Annotated in this window: 16 protein-coding genes; 3 read left to right on the top strand and 13 right to left on the bottom strand. The window is 53.9% G+C overall.

From position 1 onward, the window contains the following. Positions 1 to 23: 23 nt before the first annotated feature. Positions 24 to 347: an HI1450 family dsDNA-mimic protein gene (locus tag D7S44_RS08965; RefSeq protein WP_033746744.1), complete on the top strand. Its 324-nt coding sequence runs from the start codon at positions 24 to 26 to the stop codon at positions 345 to 347. Positions 348 to 479: 132 nt separating this feature from the next. Here the strand turns inward: D7S44_RS08965 and oppF are convergent, their stop codons facing one another. The 7 genes from oppF to D7S44_RS08930 all read right to left on the bottom strand — a co-directional run bounded on the left by oppF (position 480) and on the right by D7S44_RS08930 (position 9061). Next, a complete protein-coding gene (gene oppF / locus D7S44_RS08960; protein WP_120454023.1) occupies positions 480 to 1481 on the bottom strand; it encodes a murein tripeptide/oligopeptide ABC transporter ATP binding protein OppF in 1002 nt (333 codons plus the stop codon). Continuing rightward, positions 1478 to 2491, bottom strand: a complete 1014-nt coding sequence (gene oppD / locus D7S44_RS08955; protein ID WP_120454020.1) for an ABC transporter ATP-binding protein — start codon at positions 2489 to 2491, stop codon at positions 1478 to 1480. Before oppD ends, oppF begins: the two co-directional genes overlap by 4 nt. 11 nt (positions 2492 to 2502) lie before the next feature. Continuing rightward, complete coding sequence (oppC, locus tag D7S44_RS08950) at positions 2503 to 3411, bottom strand: oligopeptide ABC transporter permease OppC (protein ID WP_120454019.1); 909 nt, start codon at positions 3409 to 3411, stop codon at positions 2503 to 2505. Between the two features lie 14 nt (positions 3412 to 3425). Then, a complete protein-coding gene (gene oppB, locus D7S44_RS08945) occupies positions 3426 to 4346 on the bottom strand; it encodes an oligopeptide ABC transporter permease OppB (RefSeq protein ID WP_120454017.1) in 921 nt (306 codons plus the stop codon). 93 nt (positions 4347 to 4439) lie between these two features. Next, on the bottom strand, positions 4440 to 6077 hold the full coding sequence (gene oppA, locus D7S44_RS08940; protein ID WP_120454015.1) for an oligopeptide ABC transporter substrate-binding protein OppA: 1638 nt from the start codon (positions 6075 to 6077) through the stop codon (positions 4440 to 4442). A gap of 150 nt (positions 6078 to 6227) precedes the next feature. Continuing rightward, positions 6228 to 7844: an ABC transporter substrate-binding protein gene (locus tag D7S44_RS08935; RefSeq protein ID WP_120454013.1), complete on the bottom strand. Its 1617-nt coding sequence runs from the start codon at positions 7842 to 7844 to the stop codon at positions 6228 to 6230. Positions 7845 to 8413: 569 nt separating this feature from the next. Continuing rightward, a complete protein-coding gene (locus D7S44_RS08930; RefSeq protein ID WP_120454011.1) occupies positions 8414 to 9061 on the bottom strand; it encodes a YchE family NAAT transporter in 648 nt (215 codons plus the stop codon). Between the two features lie 427 nt (positions 9062 to 9488). Here D7S44_RS08930 and adhE point away from each other — a divergent pair, with 427 nt between their 5' ends. Further along, complete coding sequence (adhE, locus tag D7S44_RS08925) at positions 9489 to 12176, top strand: bifunctional acetaldehyde-CoA/alcohol dehydrogenase (RefSeq protein WP_120454010.1); 2688 nt, start codon at positions 9489 to 9491, stop codon at positions 12174 to 12176. Positions 12177 to 12235: 59 nt separating this feature from the next. Here the strand turns inward: adhE and tdk are convergent, their stop codons facing one another. Beyond that, positions 12236 to 12853 carry a thymidine kinase gene (gene tdk / locus D7S44_RS08920; protein ID WP_120454008.1) on the bottom strand — a complete coding sequence of 206 codons (618 nt, stop codon included), beginning with the start codon at positions 12851 to 12853 and terminating at the stop codon, positions 12236 to 12238. A 432-nt stretch (positions 12854 to 13285) separates the two neighbouring features. Here tdk and hns point away from each other — a divergent pair, with 432 nt between their 5' ends. Next, entirely contained in the window at positions 13286 to 13693 is a 408-nt protein-coding gene (gene hns / locus D7S44_RS08915; RefSeq protein WP_120454006.1) for a histone-like nucleoid-structuring protein H-NS, read from the top strand. An 88-nt stretch (positions 13694 to 13781) separates the two neighbouring features. Here the strand turns inward: hns and D7S44_RS08910 are convergent, their stop codons facing one another. The 5 genes from D7S44_RS08910 to rssA form a co-directional block, all read right to left on the bottom strand. Continuing rightward, positions 13782 to 14789: an NAD-dependent epimerase gene (locus tag D7S44_RS08910; RefSeq protein WP_120454004.1), complete on the bottom strand. Its 1008-nt coding sequence runs from the start codon at positions 14787 to 14789 to the stop codon at positions 13782 to 13784. 14 nt (positions 14790 to 14803) lie between these two features. Continuing rightward, on the bottom strand, positions 14804 to 16144 hold the full coding sequence (locus D7S44_RS08905; RefSeq protein ID WP_120454002.1) for a UDP-glucose dehydrogenase family protein: 1341 nt from the start codon (positions 16142 to 16144) through the stop codon (positions 14804 to 14806). A 22-nt stretch (positions 16145 to 16166) separates the two neighbouring features. Continuing rightward, positions 16167 to 17075 carry a UTP--glucose-1-phosphate uridylyltransferase GalU gene (gene galU, locus D7S44_RS08900; protein ID WP_120454000.1) on the bottom strand — a complete coding sequence of 303 codons (909 nt, stop codon included), beginning with the start codon at positions 17073 to 17075 and terminating at the stop codon, positions 16167 to 16169. Positions 17076 to 17268: 193 nt separating this feature from the next. After that, positions 17269 to 18285, bottom strand: a complete 1017-nt coding sequence (gene rssB, locus D7S44_RS08895; RefSeq protein ID WP_120453998.1) for a two-component system response regulator RssB — start codon at positions 18283 to 18285, stop codon at positions 17269 to 17271. 99 nt (positions 18286 to 18384) lie between these two features. After that, positions 18385 to 19290 (bottom strand): patatin-like phospholipase RssA, encoded by a 906-nt coding sequence (gene rssA / locus D7S44_RS08890; protein ID WP_120453996.1) that lies wholly within the window; start codon positions 19288 to 19290, stop codon positions 18385 to 18387. Positions 19291 to 19374 lie beyond the last annotated feature (84 nt).

Below are 19374 nucleotides of genomic sequence, written 5' to 3'. Positions count from 1 at the left end.
GCCACAGGCAGACAGAACCGATGATGGATTTAAATAATCGCCTTACCGAAGACGAAACGCTGGAACAGGCTTACGACATTTTTCTTGAACTGGCAGGCGACAACCTCGATCCGGCGGATATTATTCTTTTCAACCTGCAGTTTGAAGAACGCGGCGGCGCAGAGCTGTTCGATCCTTCGGAAGACTGGAAGGAGCATGTCGATTTTGATCTCAACCCGGACTTCTTCTCTGAAGTGGTGATTGGGCTGGGTGAGGCGGACGGCGAGCCGATTACCGATGTTTTCGCGCGCGTGCTGCTGTGCCGCGAAAAAGATCACAAGCTGTGCCATATTCTCTGGCGCGAGTAAGCGACCCGACAATCTGCTACAGCAAATAACAGGGACCGAAAGCCGCAGACGGCTCCGGCAGCGAAGCCTTTTTGCGAACGGCTCTGTTACACATTAGTCAATAAAACGCCGGGCTCCTGCCCGGCGTTTTGTTTACAGCGGATCCACCTTCAGGCAGGAGACCGCATGGCGGAAACTGCCCTCAAGCAGCGGCCGCGTTTTAGCGCACTCCGGACCGGCAATCGGGCAGCGGGTACGGAACACGCAGCCTGACGGTGGATTGATCGGCGACGGCAGCTCCCCTTCCAGCAGCTGAATCTGCTTGTTCTTCTCCAGATCGGGATCGGGAATTGGCACTGCCGACATCAGCGCGCGCGTATAAGGATGCTGCGGATTGTTGTAAACCGCATCGTAGGTGCCCAGCTCTACCGCATGGCCAAGATACATCACCAGCACGCGGTCGGAGATATGCTTAACTACCGCCAGATCGTGCGCGATAAAGATTAGCGACAGTCCCATCTCGCGCTGCAGCTGCTGCAGCAGATTGACCACCTGCGCCTGAATCGAGACGTCGAGCGCTGACACCGGCTCGTCGCAGATAATCAGCTTCGGCTCCAGGATCAGCGCGCGCGCGATGCCGATACGCTGGCACTGGCCGCCCGAAAACTCATGCGGATAGCGGTTAATCAGGTTCGGCAACAAACCCACTTTCATCATCATATTTTTGACGCGGTCTTTCACTTCCTGACGCGGCATCTTTGGATGATAAGTACGCAGCGGCTCGGCAATGATATCGCCGATGGTCATACGCGGGTTAAGCGACGCCAGCGGATCCTGGAAGATCATCTGGATATCGCTGCGTGCCTTACGCCACTCCTCTTCGCTCTGGCCGAGCAGATCGCGCCCCAGCCAGGCAACACGGCCTTCAGTGGCCTTTACCAGACCGATAATCGCGCGCGCCAGCGTCGATTTGCCGCAACCGGACTCGCCGACCACGCCCAGGGTTTCGCCCTCATAAAGGCGCAGGCTGACGCCATCCACCGCCTTCAGGGATTTTGGCGGCTGCCAGAACCACTGACGACCATCTTTAATGTCGAAATGCACCTTGAGATCGGCGATTTCCAGCAGAACTTTTTTCTCAGCGACGGTACTCATACTAACTCCTCCACCGGCTTAAAGCAGGCGCGCAGGCGCCCTTCGCCAAACGGCAGCAGCGGCGGCGACTGGGTGCAGATATCCATCGCATGCGGACAGCGCGGCTGGAATGGGCAGCCCTGGGGCAGACGCAGCAGGTTTGGCGGGTTGCCAGGAATGGTGGTCAGGCTTTCGCCTTCGGCGTCCAGGCGCGGCACCGCGCTCAACAGGCCGATTGAATAGGGGTGCGCCGGCTGGTAAAAGACGTCGCGCGCGCGGCCATATTCCATGGTGCGCCCGGCGTACATTACCAGCACCTTGTCGCAGATGCCTGCGACCACGCCCAGGTCGTGGGTGATCATAATAATCGCAGTATTGAACTCGCGCTTCAGCTCGTTGAGCAGCGTCATGATCTGCGCCTGAACCGTCACGTCGAGCGCCGTAGTCGGCTCATCGGCAATCAGTAGCTTAGGCCGACAGAGCAGCGCCATGGCGATCATTACGCGCTGGCGCATCCCGCCGGAGAACTCATGCGGGAACATTTTCATGCGCTTGCGCGCTTCCGGCATTTTCACCGCGTCCAGCATGCGCACCGACTCTTCAAAGGCCTGCGCCCCACTCATCCCTTTGTGCAGCTTCAACACTTCCATCAGCTGATCGCCGACGCGCATATAAGGATTAAGCGAGGTCATCGGATCCTGAAAGATCATCGCAATCTGCTCGGCGCGCAATTTATTCAGCGCTTTTTCCGGCAGGTTGAGGATCTCTTTGCCGTTAAACAGCGCGGTGCCGCCGATGCGGCCGTTTTTCGCCAGCAGTCCCATCAGGGCGAACGCCGTCTGCGACTTGCCGGAACCCGACTCGCCGACGATGCCCAAGGTTTCGCCGGCGCGCAGCGAAAAGTTCAGGTCGTTGACCGCCGTGACGTCGCCGTCATGGGTCTGGAAAGTCACGCGTAAATCCTTCACTTCCAGTAACAGGTCGCTTCCCGCGCGGGCAGCCATCGCTGGCTGAAATTCATGAATAGTCATCGGGAAACTCCTTAGCGATCTTTCGGGTCGAGGGCGTCACGCAGGCCATCGCCGATAAAGTTGAAACAGAACAGCGTCACCACCAGAAAACCAGCCGGGAACAGCAGCAGCCACGGCGCGACTTCCATTGAGTTAGCGCCATCGCTGAGCAGCGCACCCCAGCTGCTCAGCGGCTCCTGGGTGCCGAGGCCGAGGAAGCTGAGGAAGGACTCAAACAGGATCATGCTCGGCACCAGCAGCGAGGCGTACACCACCACCACACCCAGCACGTTCGGCACGATATGGCGCAGCACGATGCTGGGGGTCGAGACACCGCCGACGTGTGCCGCTTCGATAAACTCTTTACGCTTCAGGCCCAGCGTCTGGCCGCGCACGATACGCGCCATATCGAGCCACGAAACCATGCCGATAGCGGCAAAAATCAGCAGGATATTGCGACCGAAAAAGGTCACCAGCAGGATAACGAAGAACATAAACGGAAAAGAGTTCAGGATCTCCAGAATACGCATCATCACCGAGTCGATTTTGCCGCCGAGATAGCCAGCGAGCGAGCCGTAGAGCGTGCCGACGATCACCGCGATCAGCGCCGAGGCGATACCGACCATCAGCGAGATACGTCCGCCGATGGCGACGCGCACCAGCAGATCGCGCCCGGACGAGTCCGTGCCGAACCAGTGACCGGAAGTGGTATCCGGCATGGCTGACATCATTCCCCAGTCGGTATCGTCATAGGCGAACTGAGAAAACATCGGGGCGAAAATTACAAATAACGTAATCAGCATCAGCACCAGCAGACTGATCAGCGCCGCACGGTTATGGATAAAACGGCGACGCGCATCCTGCCACAGGCTGCGCCCTTCTACCTCCAGCTTTTCGCTGAAGGCATCAAGAGCTTCGCTGTTCTTCTTACTCAACATCATCGCGAGCTCCAGCTTTAGTAACGGATTTTCGGATCGATCACGGCGTAGAGCACGTCCACGATCGCATTGAAAATAATGGTAAGCACCCCGACCAGGATAGTCAGGCTCATGACCAGCGAGTAATCACGGTTCAGCGCGCCGTTCACAAACAGCTGTCCGATGCCCGGCAGGCCGTAAATTGACTCAATCACCATTGAACCGGTGATAATGCCGACAAACGCCGGACCGAGATAAGAGAGCACCGGCAGCAGCGCAGGCTTAAGCGCATGGCGCATCACGATGCGCCGCAGCGGCAGGCCTTTGGCGCGCGCGGTGCGGATGAAGTTGGAGTGCATCACTTCAATCATCGAGCCGCGGGTAATACGCGCGATACTGGCGATATAGGCCAGCGACAGCGCCACCATCGGCAGCAGCATATAGCGCAGCTGTCCGCCGTTCCAGCCACCGCCGGGCAGCCATTTCAGGGTGATGGCGAAAAGCAGCACCAGCAGCGGCGCCACCACGAAGCTGGGTATCACCACGCCGGTCATGGCGACCCCCATCACCGCATAATCCCACAGGCTGTTCTGCTTCAGCGCCGCAATGACGCCCGCCGTCACGCCAAGTATCACCGCCAGCACAAAGGCCGCCAGGCCAAGTTTGGCGGAAACCGGGAAGGCGTGAGAGACCAGATAGTTAACCGTATAATCTTTGTATTTGAACGAAGGGCCGAAATCGCCGTGCGCCAGCTGGATCAGATAATCGAGATACTGCTTGCCGATGGGATCGTTCAGATGGTACTTCGCTTCGATATTCGCCATCACTTCAGGCGCCAGCGTGCGTTCGCCGGTAAAAGGACTGCCTGGCGCGAGGCGCATCATAAAGAACGAGATAGTGATCAGCACGAAGAGCGTGGGAATCGCTTCGAGCAGTCGACGCAGGATAAATTTTAACATTGCCGTACCTACCAGGCTTATTGCTTCATAAAGCGTACAAAGTACATAAGGGCGACGCGCCATGCGCCGCCCTTGCCGATAGCCTGTTTGCTATTAGTGTTTGATAATATAGAAATTCTTGTCGAGAGTTTTATCCAGCGGATCTTTCCCGGTATAGCCGCCGACGTAAGGTTTCACCAGGCGTGCGTTCACGTAGTAGTAAACCGGCACGATGGTGCTGTCCTTATCCATAATCTGCTCTGCTTTGGCATAATCCGCCGCGCGCGCTTTGTCGTCTGCCGCCTTGATCGCATCGTGGATCACTTTATCAAACTCGGCGCTCTTGTAATGCGACGTGTTGTTGCTGCTGTCGGAGAGCATGGTATTCAGGAACGACGTCGGTTCGTTATAGTCCGCGCACCAGGCCGCGCGCGCCACGTCAAAATTGCCCTGATGACGCGTATCCAGGAAGGTTTTCCACTCCTGGTTTTCCAGCTTGATATTGACGCCGATATTTTTCTTCCAGATTGAAGAAGCGGCGATCGCCAGCTTTTTATGCAGATCGGAGGTGTTATAGAGCAGATTGAACGTCAGCGGCTTATCTGCGGTATAGCCCGCTTCCGCCAGCAGTTTTTTCGCCTCTTCGTTACGTTTATCCTGCGACCACTTGAACCAGTCCGGCGGGAGAATATCCATACCGTCTGTCGCTGGCGGCGTATAGCTGTAAGCCGGCAGCTGGCCCTGCGCCAGCACTTTGTTCACGATAATATCGCGGTCCAGACCCAGCTTGAGTGCGGCGCGCACGCGCGGATCGGTAAATGGCGCTTTCTGGTTGTTGATTTCATAGTAATAGGTGCAGAGATAGGGATCGACATGCAGCTCTTTGCCGTTTTCGCGCTGCAGTTTTTTGAACAGCTCAATCGGCATGTTGTTGTAGGTCATGTCGCTGCCGTTTTCCGAGAAATAGCGGTTAACGTCGCTGACTTCGGAGTTGATCGGCAGGAAGGTTACCTTGTTCAGTACGGTATGGGCGTTGTCCCAGTATTGCGTGTTGCGCACCAGGGTAATGCGTTCGTTAATCACGTGCGCTTCCAGCTTGAACGCGCCGTTGCCGACCCAGTTCTGCGCCTGCGTCCACTGGTCGCCGAATTTTTCAATCGCCGGCTTATAAACCGGTGACATCACAGCGTTAATCAGCAGCTTGTAAAAATAGGGCACCGGCTCGCTCAGCGTCACCTGCAGCGTATGATCGTCCAGCGCTTTGACGCCCAGCTCAGAGGTCGGCTTTTTACCGGCGATAATGTCATCGACGTTCTCAATATGGCCATACTGCAGATAGCTGGCGTACGGCGAGGCGGTTTTCGGATCGGCCAGACGCTGCCAGCTGTAAACGAAGTCCTGTGCGGTCACCGGCTCGCCGTTTGACCATTTGGCATTGTTGCGCAGATGAAATGTCCAGACTTTAAAATCTTTGTTTTCCCACTTTTCCGCTACGCCCGGCACCGGGTGGCCGTCGCTGTCGCTGACCAGCAGCCCTTCATAGAGATCGCGCGCAACGTTATCTTCCGGCACGCCTTCAATCTTGTGCGGATCCAGCGACTGCACTTCATCGCCGTTGCCGCGCACCAGCTCCTGTTTCGCCGCCAGTTCGACGCCCGCCGGAACGTTTGCCGCCACTGCATTCCCTGCCAGTGCACCGATCGCCGCCAGCACGCCAGCGGCAATCAGGCTTTTTTTTGTGATGTTGTTCATTATTACACTCCAGTTTTTTATCTTCACCGAGACGGCAAGCCGTATCGGCGTCCCCCGTTAGCGGGTTCCTCATTTTGGCTGAGGATAGTCATGTGCCCCGAAAGGCTTCGGCACTGCGCGCGCTTCCCGGCTTATGTTGCCGGGTAAGCCTCAGTGCTTTTTAATGTAGTAATATTTCAAACCGGTCATATCGAGCGGGTCTTTACCGGTGAAACCGCCTGTCCAGGGTTTCACCAGCCGCACGCTGACGCGGTAATAAACTGGCACAATCGCCGAGTCGCTGTCGAGTTGCGCTTCAGCCTGCTGATAGAGAGCGGCGCGCGCCTCCTCGCTGCTGGCGGATAAAGTTTGCGCCAGCAGACGATCGTATTTTTCGCTGTGGTAAAAGGCGGTATTGATAGAAGCGTTGCCGATCAGCATATTGAGAAAGGTCGACGGCTCGTTGTAATCGGCGCACCAGGTGGCGCGCACCACGTCATACTGCGCCTGATGCCGCGTCTCCAGCAGAGTTTTCCATTCCTGATTTTGCAGGCTGACCTGCGCGCCGAGGTTCTTTTGCCACATAGACGCGGCCGCAATTGCCTGCTTTTTGTTTTGATCCGAGGTGTTATAAAGCAGCGTAAAGCGCAGCGGATGTTGCGCATTGTAGCCCGCCTCGGCCAGCAGCTTTTTGGCCGCCGCGTTGCGCTCCGCCTGGCTCCAGGTAAACCACGCGGGCGGCGTCAACGTTATGCCCGCCGTCGAGGGCGGCGTCAGACTGTAAGCGGGGATCTGCCCCTGCCCCATGATCTTCTGCGTAATGATATCCCGATCCAGCGTCAGCTTGATGGCGGTGCGTACGCGCGCATCAGTAAACGGCGGCTTTTTGTTATTAATCTCATAATAAAAGGTGCAGAGCAGCGGACTGACTTTCACCTGATCACCCAGCTCGTTCTGAAGCTTATGGAAAAGCTCAGGCGGCACCACGCTGTTGGTCATGTCGGTATTGCCGCTGCGATAGCGGTTAACGTCGTTATGATCCGACTCGATCGGCAGGAAGGTGCCCTGTTCAATCACCGTATGGGCGTTATCCCAGTAGCCCGGATTGCGCTTCAGCACCAGCTTCTCGTTGATCACCCATTCGCTCAGCAGATAAGCGCCGTTACTGACGTAGTGCTCTGGACGGGTCCAGGCGTCGCCCCACTTCTCTACCGTCGCCGCATTAACTGGCGACAGCGCGGCATTTGCCAGCATGGAGACAAAATAGGGGACGGGTTCGCTCAGCGTGACCTGCAAATGATGGTCGTCCAGCGCCTTGACGCCAAGACGATCGGGTGGGGCTTTCCCGGCAACGATTTCATCGACACTGGTGAGGTGCGCCGCCTGGAGATAGCTGGCATAGGGTGATGCGGTTTTAGGATCGGCGAGACGTCGCCAGCTGTAAACGAAATCCTGCGCGGTAACGGGCGCGCCGTTGCTCCATTTTGCGTCGTCGCGCAGGGTAAAGGTCCAGACCTTCCCGCCCTCGTTTTGCCATGATTGCGCCACGCCCGGCACGATAGTGCCGTTGTTGTCGGTCGTCACCAGCCCTTCCAGCAGATTGGCTATGATGCGCGACTCAGGCACGCCTTCGATCTTTTGCGGATCAAGCGACGAGACCTCTGTGCCATTGTTAATAACGATATTTTGCGTGGCGGCGAGTTCAGTGCCTGGGGGTACGGTTGCGGCGTGCGCGGCGCCGAACATTATCATTAAGCTGACTGACAGCGGCGTAATCTTCCATTTCATCAAAAAAGTAACCCTTCTTTTTTAAGCCCTTTAGCTCATAAGCAAGAAGCGTTCTCACTTTGAGACCAAATGAAAAACTATTGCGCCGAAAATTAGCAGACCGGCCGACCTGCCGACAAAGTAAAAATAACAAAAATGTTACCTGATTCTCTTTTATCACGTCTGCATGCGGGAGCATAGCGTTAATTTTTACGGGGAAATAAGGCTTATCACACTGTTTCTACAGCCATTTATCAGCTTTACCAGCTTTACAGGCGCTTTACCCTTCTTTCACTCTTTAAAATGCGCGACCCTTCTGCGTTTTTCATCTTTGTAAAAACAAAAAGCAAGTAATTGCAGCTTTCGTGCCAGTTTATTGTGGCATTTCTGCAGAAGCTGACATTTTATGATGTGAAAATAGTCACAGCGAGATGAGATCGTGCCTGGTGCGACAGGCAGACTAGTAATTTACTTAATAATTTTTGCAGACGATTAAGCCGCAGGAATAATTGCATGGTTATGGTGCAATAAAAGAAGCAATTGCACCATTAAGAGACATAAGGAGATTTGCGAAGGAAATTAAGCAGCGATTAATTTACCAGGCCGGGAAACAGCGCTTTGATGCCTGTGACGACAAACTCAATTCCCAGCGCCATCAGCAGCAAACCCATAATACGTGTGATAACGTTGATGCCGGTCTGGCCAAGCACGCGCACCATGAGCGGCGCGGCGCGAAACAGCAGCCAACAACAAAAAGCGAACAGAGCAATCGCGACGCTAAAGCCCAGCAGGTTTTGCCAGCTGTGATAGCGGGTGCTCCAGACAATGGTCGAGCTAATGGCGCCTGGTCCTGCCATAAGCGGCAGCGCGAGCGGCACCACGCCGATGCTTTCGCGGATGGCGGTTTCTGATTTTTCCTGTTTGTTCTGTTTATCTTCGCCCAGCTTGCCGCTGATCATCGACATCGCAATGGTTACCACCAGAATGCCGCCCGCGATGCGGAAAGAATCGATAGAAATGCCAAAGATATGCAGGATAGCGTCGCCGAGAAACAGCGAGGTCCAGAGAATAATGGCGACCGCAAGATTCGCGGTCATATTGGTTTTATTACGCTCAACCGCCGCCTGATAGCTGGTCATGCTGATAAAAACCGGAATAATGCCGACTGGATTCACCAGCGCGAACAGGCCAACAAAGAATTTGATATAGCCCGAAAGATCAAGCAAAGCAGGGTTCACGGTTCGCTCCGATGAGGAAAAGAAATCGCCCTTAATTTACGCAAAAACCAGGCCGTTAACCAGTCGGGGCAACAGAAAATTCTGCTGCATTACGGCAGAAGAGCGAGTCTGTTACGCCGGCAAGTCATGCGAAAGAAGAATAAAGAGGGGCGACGCGCGTTGATGCGCAAACTTTAGCAAAAATGGCTGCTGAAAGGAGTCAGCTTGGGCTTAAATTGATTTACATCAATATTGACCTACCCCATTCCAGGTAATCTTTTCACATCGAAACTAAACAGTAAGGTTCTTTACCAGGGCAAAAACTCTTTCAGTAAGCCGACAAAAATTCTGTCTTTTTGGCTTAGACCAAAATATTAGCGCAGCATGGCTATAATCAGGACTCCAGGCAGGTTTACTAACAGAGTTTAACTTCCTTCAGGAGAGCACCATGGCCGTTACTAATGTCGCTGAACTTAACGCACTGGTAGAACGCGTAAAACAAGCACAGCGTGAATACGCCAGTTTCACTCAAGAACAGGTTGACGCAATCTTCCGCGCTGCCGCCCTTGCCGCCGCTGACGCCCGCATCCCTCTCGCTAAAATGGCGGTCGCTGAATCGGGTATGGGTATCGTCGAAGATAAAGTTATTAAAAACCACTTTGCCTCAGAATATATCTATAACGCTTATAAAGACGAAAAGACCTGCGGCGTGCTGGATACCGACGATACGTTCGGCACCATCACTATCGCAGAGCCGATCGGCCTGATTTGCGGTATCGTTCCAACCACCAACCCAACCTCAACGGCGATTTTCAAAGCGCTGATTAGCCTGAAAACGCGTAACGGCATTATCTTCTCGCCACATCCGCGTGCGAAAGACGCTACCAATAAAGCAGCTGATATTGTATTGCAGGCCGCGATTGCCGCAGGCGCACCTAAAGATATTATCGGCTGGATCGACACCCCGTCCGTCGAGCTCTCTAATCAGCTGATGCATCACCCTGATATCAATCTGATCCTGGCGACAGGCGGCCCCGGCATGGTGAAAGCCGCTTACAGCTCTGGTAAACCGGCGATCGGCGTCGGCGCGGGCAACACGCCGGTGGTGATTGACGAAACGGCCGATATCAAGCGCGCCGTCGCGTCTATCCTGATGTCGAAAACCTTTGATAACGGCGTCATTTGCGCATCTGAACAGTCTGTTATCGTGGTTGATTCCGTTTATGACGCGGTGCTCGAGCGTTTCGCCAGCCATGGCGGCTATCTGCTGCAGGGCGAAGAGCTGAAAGCCGTACAAAACGTCATTTTGAAAAACGGCGCGCTTAACGCGGCGATTGTCGGTCAGCCCGCCTTTAAAATTGCCGAGCTGGCAGGCATCAGCGTGCCGGGCAGCACCAAAATTCTGATTGGCGAAGTGAAGCTGGTCGATGAATCTGAGCCTTTCGCCCATGAAAAACTGTCACCGACGCTGGCAATGTACCGCGCCAGAGATTTCGAAGACGCCGTTGTGAAAGCGGAGAAACTGGTAGCGATGGGCGGCATCGGTCACACCTCGTGTCTCTATACCGATCAGGACAACCAGAAAGCACGCGTGAACTACTTCGGCGACCGCATGAAAACCGCGCGTATCCTGATTAATACGCCAGCCTCTCAGGGCGGTATCGGCGACCTTTATAACTTCAAGCTGGCGCCTTCGCTGACGCTGGGCTGCGGCTCCTGGGGCGGTAACTCCATTTCTGAAAACGTGGGACCGAAACACCTTATCAACAAGAAAACCGTGGCTAAGCGAGCTGAAAACATGTTGTGGCATAAACTTCCGAAGTCCATCTACTTCCGCCGCGGCTCGCTGCCGATTGCGCTGGAAGAGGTGGCCGCCGACGGTGCGAAACGCGCCTTTATCGTCACTGACCGCTTCCTGTTCAACAACGGTTATGCCGATCAGGTTACGCGCGTGCTGAAATCGCACGGCATTGAAACCGAAGTGTTCTTTGAAGTAGAAGCCGATCCGACGCTGAGCATCGTGCGTAAAGGCACTGAACAGATGAATAGCTTTAAACCAGACGTAATTATCGCGCTGGGCGGCGGCTCCCCGATGGATGCTGCGAAAATCATGTGGGTGATGTATGAACATCCTGAAACCCATTTTGAAGAGCTGGCGCTGCGCTTTATGGATATCCGTAAACGTATCTATAAGTTCCCAAAAATGGGCGTGAAGGCGCGCATGATCGCCATCACTACCACGTCAGGCACCGGCTCGGAAGTGACCCCGTTTGCGGTAGTAACGGATGACGCAACCGGTCAGAAATATCCGCTGGCGGACTACGCTCTGACGCCGGATATGGCGATCGTCGACGCCAACCTGGTGATGGAAATGCCTCGCTCACTCTGCGCCTTCGGTGGTCTGGATGCGGTTACTCACGCCCTGGAAGCCTATGTTTCAGTGCTGGCTAATGAATACTCCGACGGTCAGGCACTACAGGCGCTGAAGCTGCTGAAAGAAAACCTGCCGGCCAGCTATCGGGAAGGCGCGAAAAACCCGGTAGCGCGTGAACGCGTGCACAATGCTGCGACCATCGCCGGTATCGCCTTTGCCAACGCCTTCCTCGGCGTGTGTCACTCAATGGCGCATAAGCTGGGTTCTGAGTTCCATATTCCGCATGGCCTGGCGAATGCGCTGCTGATTTGCAACGTTATCCGCTATAACGCCAACGACAACCCGACCAAGCAGACGGCGTTCAGCCAGTATGACCGTCCGCAGGCGCGCCGTCGCTACGCGGAAGTCGCGGACCATTTAGGCCTGGCGGCGCCTGGCGACCGTACCGCGCAGAAAATCGAGAAGCTGCTGGCATGGCTGGATGAAATGAAAACTCAGCTGGGCATCCCCACTTCTATCCGCGAAGCGGGCGTACAGGAAGCGGACTTCCTGGCTAAAGTGGACAAGCTGGCTGAAGACGCCTTCGACGACCAGTGCACCGGCGCTAACCCGCGCTATCCGCTGATTGCCGAACTGAAACAGATTATGCTGGACACCTTCTACGGTCGCGAATATGCCGAGCCTTTCTCCGACGTGGCGCAGGCTCAGGCCGCACAGCCGGTGAAACTGGAGAAAGCAGAGAAGAAAGCGAAGAAAGCCTGATTACCAGCCTGAAAAAAAACCCGCTTCGGCGGGTTTTTTTATTGCTGTAAACGATCACATTAAGCGGGCTTATGCTGGCCGTAGATAGCCGCCAGCGAGCCCTGCTCTATCGCCTGCTTGTAGTGCTTGCGGCATACCGAGATATAACGCTCATTGCCACCGATCACCACCTGTTCCCCTTCGCTGAAGGGACGGCCTTCGGCGTCGAGCCGCAATACCATGCCCGCTTTTCTTCCGCAGTGGCAGACGGTTTTTAACTCCACCAGCTTATCGGCCCAGGCAAGCAGATACTGGCTTCCGCCAAAGAGCTCGCCGCGGAAATCGGTGCGCAGCCCGTAGCAGAGCACCGGGATATCCATATTATCGACAACGTCGGAGAGCGCCTTGACCTGATCACGCGTTAAAAACTGACACTCATCCACCAGCACACAGTGCACCGGCTGACGCGCATGTTCGGCCGCAATCTCCTCATCCAGCCGCGTTTGCGCATTAAACAGTGCCGCAGGCGATGAAAGACCAATACGGGAACTGACCTTGCCCGCGCCGAAACGATCGTCAATTTCAGCGGTATAGACCAGCGTCCGCATGCCGCGTTCCTGATAATTGTAAGATGACTGTAATAAGGCGGTAGATTTCCCTGCATTCATTGCGGAATAATAAAAATAGAGCTGAGCCATTAGCGTGATTTCTCAAAGCATTGCAAACCGAATGGGCGGAATTCTATCACAGTTAAACACAAATTATGGCGGCGATTATTTTACACAAGCTGTTTACAACTTCGCCAGCGCGGGATAAAAAACCGCTTCGTCTCTGCAGAATTTTTTAATCATTAAGCCGGGACTTAATTGCCGAAGAAGCTGTCTTACGCTGAGACGCGGGCTTCGCCTCGCTTCTGACTGAACGCCCTGCTCGCTTTAACGTATCAGATTTTCATATCGTGCTAATGGGCGAATATCAACCGGCTTATCGTTTCCTTTGATTAAACCTCAATGGTAAATTTAATTATCATTCTTTCCTGTTCCACTTATTTACTATTGCAGTAATTTTTTGCCACCACTATTATTAGCTGGCAGAACACCTCTTCATTAATATATTCAGAGATCAGGACAATGAGCGAAGCACTAAAAATCCTTAATAATATCCGTACATTACGCGCGCAGGCTCGAGAGTGTTCACTGGAAACGCTGGAAGAAATGCTGGAAAAACTCGAGGTTGTGGTTAATGAACGCCGCGAAGAAGAGACGCATGCGAAAGCAGAAAGTGAAGAACGCACGCGTAAACTTGAACAATACAGAGAAATGCTGCTGGCTGATGGAATCGATCCCAATGAGCTGTTAAGCACAATTTCTGAAAATAAAGCGCCAGCTAAAACAAAACGCGCTGCGCGTCCGGCTAAATATCAGTATGTGGATGAAAATGGCGAAACCCGTACCTGGACCGGTCAGGGACGCACGCCAGCCGTAATCAAAAAAGCGATTGAAGAAGAAGGTAAACAGCTGGACAGCTTTCTGCTTTAATAACTGACGGTGCTTCTATCATTTGGGTCACACTTGTTATGTGACCCCCAGATTAATCAGGGAAAGGAAGCGCAGGCTTCCTTTTTTATCAGACGTTATAAAACTCACGATACCAGCTAACAAAGCGTTCTACGCCCTCTTCCACGCTGGTTTGCGGTTTAAAGCCAATCGCCTTGTATAACGCTGTGGTATCCGCGCTGGTCTCCAGCACGTCGCCCGGCTGCATAGGCAACAGATTTTTTTTCGCCGTCACGCCCAGCGCCTTTTCAATCGCCTCGATATATTTTATCAGGGTGGTCGGCTGGCTGTTTCCGATGTTATATACGCGGTAAGGCGCGGAACTGGTAGCAGGCGAGCCATTTTCCACCGTCCAGCTTTCATCTTTCTGCGGAATAACATCCTGCAGGCGCACAATGGCTTCGGCAATATCGTCAATATAGGTGAAGTCGCGTTTCATCTCGCCGCGGTTATAAACATCAATCGCTTCACCGGCAATCATCGCGCGCGTAAATTTAAACAGCGCCATATCCGGCCGACCCCAGGGTCCATATACGGTAAAAAAGCGTAAACCGGTAGTGGGCAGCTGATAAAGATGCGAATAAGTATGCGACATCAGTTCATTGGCTTTTTTTGTCGCCGCGTAAAGCGATACGGGATGGTCTACGCTGTCGTCCGTAGAAAACGGCATTTTGCGGTTTAGTCCATAAACAGAACTGGAGGATGCATAGAGCAGATGCTCAATTTTATGATGGCGACACCCTTCCAGAATATTTAAATGACCAATCAGGTTAGCGTCTGCATAAGCGTGGGGATTGTCGATAGAATAACGAACCCCCGCCTGAGCGCCCAGATGAATGACGCGTTGAAAAGCGTGTTGTTCGAATAGCGAGGCAATGGCTGCGCGATCCGCCAGCTCCATTTTAATAAACGTGAAGCCAGGGTGCTGCGAAATTAAATCAAGACGTGATTGTTTCAGACCGACATCATAATAGTCATTCAGATTATCGATGCCGACAATCTGGTGACCGGCGGCCAACAGGCGTTGAGTAACGTGAAATCCAATAAAGCCTGCGGCGCCAGTCACCAGAATGTTCATACTTCCCTCGTTAATTACGCAATTTGAATAGATGCTCCGCGGCCGATTGCATAATAAACGAAACCGCGTTTGCTGATACGCTCTGGATCATACAGGTTGCGACCATCAAAAATCACGGGTTGTTTGAGGGAATTTTTAATAACGTCGAAGTCCGGCGCACGGAAATTCTGCCACTCCGTACAGATCACCAGGCCATCCGCACCCTGCAGCGCCGCTTCTTTGGTACCCATCAGCTTCAGATCGCTGCGGTGACCATAGATACGCTGCGCTTCATCCATCGCTTCCGGATCGAACGCCTGAACGCTTGCGCCTGCTTCCCACAGCGATTCCATCAGCACGCGGCTGGAGGCTTCACGCATATCGTCGGTGTTCGGTTTAAACGACAGACCCCAGAGGGCGAAGGTTTTACCGCTTAAATCGTCGCCGAAGTGGCGCTTGATAAAAGTAGGCAGCTTGGTTTTCTGGCTGTCATTGACATCTTCCACCGCCTGCAGCAGGCGCGGTTTGTAGCCAATCGACTCAGCGGTACGGATCAGCGCCTGCACATCTTTCGGGAAGCAGGAACCGCCGTAGCCGCAGCCAGGGTAGATAAAGTGGTAGCCGATACGTGAATCAGAACCGATGCCCTGACGCACTTTCTCGACGTCCGCACCCAGACGCTCGGCAAGGTTGGAAATCTCATTCATGAAGCTGATTTTGGTCGCCAGCATGCAGTTCGCCGCGTATTTAGTCAGCTCCGCGCTGCGGATATCCATCACGATCATTCGATCGTGATTGCGGTTGAACGGCTCATAGAGTTCGCGCAACAGCTCTTCAACTTCATCATTATCCGTACCCACCACGATGCGCTCAGGACGCATACAGTCGTTAACGGCTGCGCCTTCCTTGAGAAACTCCGGGTTAGATACGACGTCAAACGTCAGGCTGACGCCGCGATCGCGCAGGGTTTCTTCCATCACGCGACGCACTTTATCCGCTGTTCCAACTGGAACGGTGGATTTATCCAGCACAACCTTGTGATCCTTCATATGCTGCGCAATGGTACGAGCAACGGCGGTCACATATTTAAGGTCAGCCGAACCGTCCTCATCCGGCGGCGTGCCCACGGCGATAAACTGCATCACACCGTGATTGACGCCCTCTTCCGCATCTGTGCTGAACTTAAGGCGACCGGCCTCATAGTTCGACATAACCAGCGGCGTAAGGCCGGGTTCGAAAATGGGGATGATGCCTTTTTTCAGGTTTTCGACTTTTTTTGCGTCGACATCAATGCAGAGAACGTCATGTCCGACTTCGGCCAACACCGCAGCCTGAACCAGACCGACATAGCCGATACCAAATACAGTGACTTTCATTGAGTTATCCTGTGTTTATGAATTACTTTTTATTGCCAACTGCGCTATCGAGCCACTGAGAAAAATCTTTGCCCAGTACCGGATGGCGAACACCGTACTCAACGAATGCCTGCATATAACCCAGTTTGTTACCGCAGTCATGGCTTACGCCTTTCAGGTGGTAAGCTTCTACCGTCTCTTTCTCCATCAGCATGGCGATTGAGTCGGTCAGCTGAACTTCGCCGCCTGCGCCCGGAGGCGTTTTCGCCAGCAGAGGCCAGATGTCCGCAGAAAGAACGTAACGACCTACAACCGCGAGGTTAGACGGCGCTTCGTTGGCTTTCGGCTTCTCAACCACGCCCACCATCGGCGCGCTGTCGCCCGGCTGCAGCTCAGCGCCCTGGCAGTCAACTACGCCATAAGCGGTGACGTCTGCGACCGGCTCAACCATGATCTGGCTACGGCCTGACTCGTCGAAACGGCTCAGCATTTCCGCCAGGTTATCTTTGGTCGGGTTAGATTCATATTCGTCGATGATTACGTCAGGCAGGATCACTGCGACCGGCTCATCGCCAATCAGCGGATGTGCACACATTACCGCGTGGCCGAGGCCTTTCGCGATGCCCTGACGCACCTGCATGATGGTAACGTGCGGCGGACAGATTGACTGGATTTCGTCCAGCAGCTGACGCTTAACACGTTTTTCCAGCATCGCTTCCAGCTCAAAGCTAGTATCGAAGTGGTTTTCAATGGAGTTTTTAGAAGAGTGCGTAACCAGCACAATTTCGTTAATTCCTGCTGCGATGCACTCGTTAACGACATACTGAATTAACGGCTTATCGACCAGCGGTAACATCTCTTTCGGAATCGCTTTTGTCGCAGGGAGCATACGGGTGCCCAAACCTGCTACAGGGATTACCGCTTTTTTTACTTTGGACTTATAGGCAGACATCAAGATACCTCTCTTATAGGCCGTTCAAGTTAATACTTGATATGTCGGTTGAAATTCGGAAATGAGTATATCAGTTACCATCGAACGGATTTATCCTGGAAGGAGTCAATCCGCAGAATTTAAGACTATTACCCAAGTGTAAAGCTAACCTCTGGACCTGTCTTCAGACCCTGACGAAATTAAATTTTTTCGCCTATTCTTCAGCCGCTAACATCAGACGGATCCTGCCGCCAGCGCCCCAGACGTGGCATTGCCAGTTGTCGGCTCGCTGACTGATTTGATTAAGGTGGGTGCTTCCCATAGTGCCAAGGGGAACGCCATTACTGAGTTGAATTTGGTGGGCGTGAACATGAAGCGTCGCGTTTAATCCAGCAGAAACCAGAATGAGGTTTTTATAGGTACGATGGTAGTAACCCACCAGCAGCGGAAACTGTCCGGTGAGGTTCGCCTGACGCAACAGTAAATTGACCTGCCGCAAAAGCCCGTTTAGCTCTGGCAGTCGCTGCTTCTGACCCGAAAGCTGCTCCTGCAGCAGGCCGTTGAATAAGGCGCGCAGTAACAGCGCGGCCAGCACGCCGTTATCGCCAGCGCGCGTTACGTCAAGGCAGTAGAACGCGAGATCTTTATCTGAGAGCGCCGCAATATCCAGCACCAGCCCCGGCTGTTCAGCCATGGTAAGCTGGCGGTAATTGATGCGACAGCTGGCGACCGTCTGCTGTACTGGCGGCTGCAGCTGCTTAAGCAGTTTTGCCGCGGCGGCCGGGTCGCGCACCAGCGCATCCCAGTCCTGGAATAGTTGCTCATCCTCCTCCACCTTAGAGGTGAACATGGAAGGATAGAGACATTCATAGACCGCTTCGCGGAAGCGCTCGAAATTTTTCAGCGGCTTAAGCAGCACATCCTGCACGCCGAGGCGCAGCACATGGGCAATATCCGCCATGTTTTCGGTGGCAGAGATAATCAGAATCGGCACGCTGTTGCCGCGCGTACGAATATGCTCCACAAACTGAATGCCGTTCATGCGCGGCATTTCCAGATCGCAGATCACCAAATCCACAGCGTGCTGCTGCAGATGACTAATCCCATCAATGCCGTCGCCGGCTTCAAACGTACTGGCGCCAAGCGCCAGCAAGAAGTTGTTTACCAGAGAACGGAAAACGACCTCATCTTCGACAATGAGTATCTTTTTGCCGATTAGTGGTTTCTCCATTCTTTCCCCCTGCGTACCAGATCAATCAATAGTGGTTCATAAAACGCAGTTGCGCCTTTCAGAATTAGCCGAAGTAACACCTGTGAATGAACAACCTGATTATCTGTTTCGCACCAGCGGTAATAGTTCATCCATTTTTTTCTCAACGGCGGCCTTGCCTGCCTCGATAGCCTCTTTAGCGCGATGGAAGTCCAGCGTTGAAATCTGCGGACAAAACGGCTGAATCAGGACATCGGGAGGATCGCCTGCCATACGGTTGCGCTTCAGGCGATTTTCCAGCACCTGGATGGATGTCGACATAATCTCCATCGCACCCGGCGTTTGCGTTGCGCGGCGGTGAGTCAAGCCTACCAGCCGCTGACGTATTTTTTTGGCCCAGCTAAGGGCCGCGGCCGAAACCGCTTCGTCGCTGTTTTGCGGCGTCACTGACAGGAGATCCTGCTGCATCAGATGCGCGTCATGCTGGAGATCAACAGCAATAACGATATCCGCGCCAAGCGCTCGCGTAAGCGAAACGGGTACGGGATTCACAACCGCCCCATCGACCAGCCAGTAACCATTGTAGCCGACCGGCGGTAATAAGCCTGGCATACTACAGGATGCGCGCACAGCCTGATGTAGATCGCCTTCGGTCAGCCATAGTTCCCGGCCGGTGCTTAAATTTGTCGCCACTACGCCGAAAGGCTTGCCGCAGCTCTCGAGCGCATTATGGGTAATCAACTGTCGGACATGATTAAAAACGCGTTCGCCGCGCAGTAACCCGCCGCGCTGCCAGGAGAGATCCATCAGGCGAATAACGTCCCAGTAGCGAAAAGCGCTGACCCATTTTTCCATTTGCGGCAGCTTATCGTTCACGTAAGCCGCGCCGACCAGCGCACCGACGGAGCAGCCCGCCACCACGTCTATTTCGACGCCCGCTCGCGTCAGCGCATTGATGACACCAATATGCGCCCATCCTTTGGCTGCGCCTGACCCTAACGCCAGTCCAATTTTAACCTTTCTCATTTACCCTCTGCCGCCGACGACTGTGCATAGCTTCACTGCGCCAGGTCGGCTACCATATGGCGTCATTCTATTTTATCGCTCACA

It is taken from the genome of Pantoea piersonii (assembly GCF_003612015.1).
Lineage (GTDB): Bacteria > Pseudomonadota > Gammaproteobacteria > Enterobacterales > Enterobacteriaceae > Pantoea > Pantoea piersonii.
The sequence above is the reverse complement of the archived record's forward strand: the minus strand, read 5'-3'. Positions and strand labels throughout refer to the sequence as shown.

Coding starts and splice junctions, on each gene's coding strand:
- rssB (WP_120453998.1), bottom strand. CDS start 18,285: ATGGAGAAACCACTAATCGGCAAAAAGATACTCATTGTCGAAGATGAG.
- oppC (WP_120454019.1), bottom strand. CDS start 3,411: ATGATGTTGAGTAAGAAGAACAGCGAAGCTCTTGATGCCTTCAGCGAA.
- galU (WP_120454000.1), bottom strand. CDS start 17,075: ATGTCTGCCTATAAGTCCAAAGTAAAAAAAGCGGTAATCCCTGTAGCA.
- adhE (WP_120454010.1), top strand. CDS start 9,489: ATGGCCGTTACTAATGTCGCTGAACTTAACGCACTGGTAGAACGCGTA.
- rssA (WP_120453996.1), bottom strand. CDS start 19,290: ATGAGAAAGGTTAAAATTGGACTGGCGTTAGGGTCAGGCGCAGCCAAA.
- oppD (WP_120454020.1), bottom strand. CDS start 2,491: ATGACTATTCATGAATTTCAGCCAGCGATGGCTGCCCGCGCGGGAAGC.
- tdk (WP_120454008.1), bottom strand. CDS start 12,853: ATGGCTCAGCTCTATTTTTATTATTCCGCAATGAATGCAGGGAAATCT.
- D7S44_RS08910 (WP_120454004.1), bottom strand. CDS start 14,789: ATGAACATTCTGGTGACTGGCGCCGCAGGCTTTATTGGATTTCACGTT.
- oppF (WP_120454023.1), bottom strand. CDS start 1,481: ATGAGTACCGTCGCTGAGAAAAAAGTTCTGCTGGAAATCGCCGATCTC.
- oppB (WP_120454017.1), bottom strand. CDS start 4,346: ATGTTAAAATTTATCCTGCGTCGACTGCTCGAAGCGATTCCCACGCTC.
- D7S44_RS08905 (WP_120454002.1), bottom strand. CDS start 16,144: ATGAAAGTCACTGTATTTGGTATCGGCTATGTCGGTCTGGTTCAGGCT.
- hns (WP_120454006.1), top strand. CDS start 13,286: ATGAGCGAAGCACTAAAAATCCTTAATAATATCCGTACATTACGCGCG.
- oppA (WP_120454015.1), bottom strand. CDS start 6,077: ATGAACAACATCACAAAAAAAAGCCTGATTGCCGCTGGCGTGCTGGCG.
- D7S44_RS08965 (WP_033746744.1), top strand. CDS start 24: ATGGATTTAAATAATCGCCTTACCGAAGACGAAACGCTGGAACAGGCT.
- D7S44_RS08935 (WP_120454013.1), bottom strand. CDS start 7,844: ATGAAATGGAAGATTACGCCGCTGTCAGTCAGCTTAATGATAATGTTC.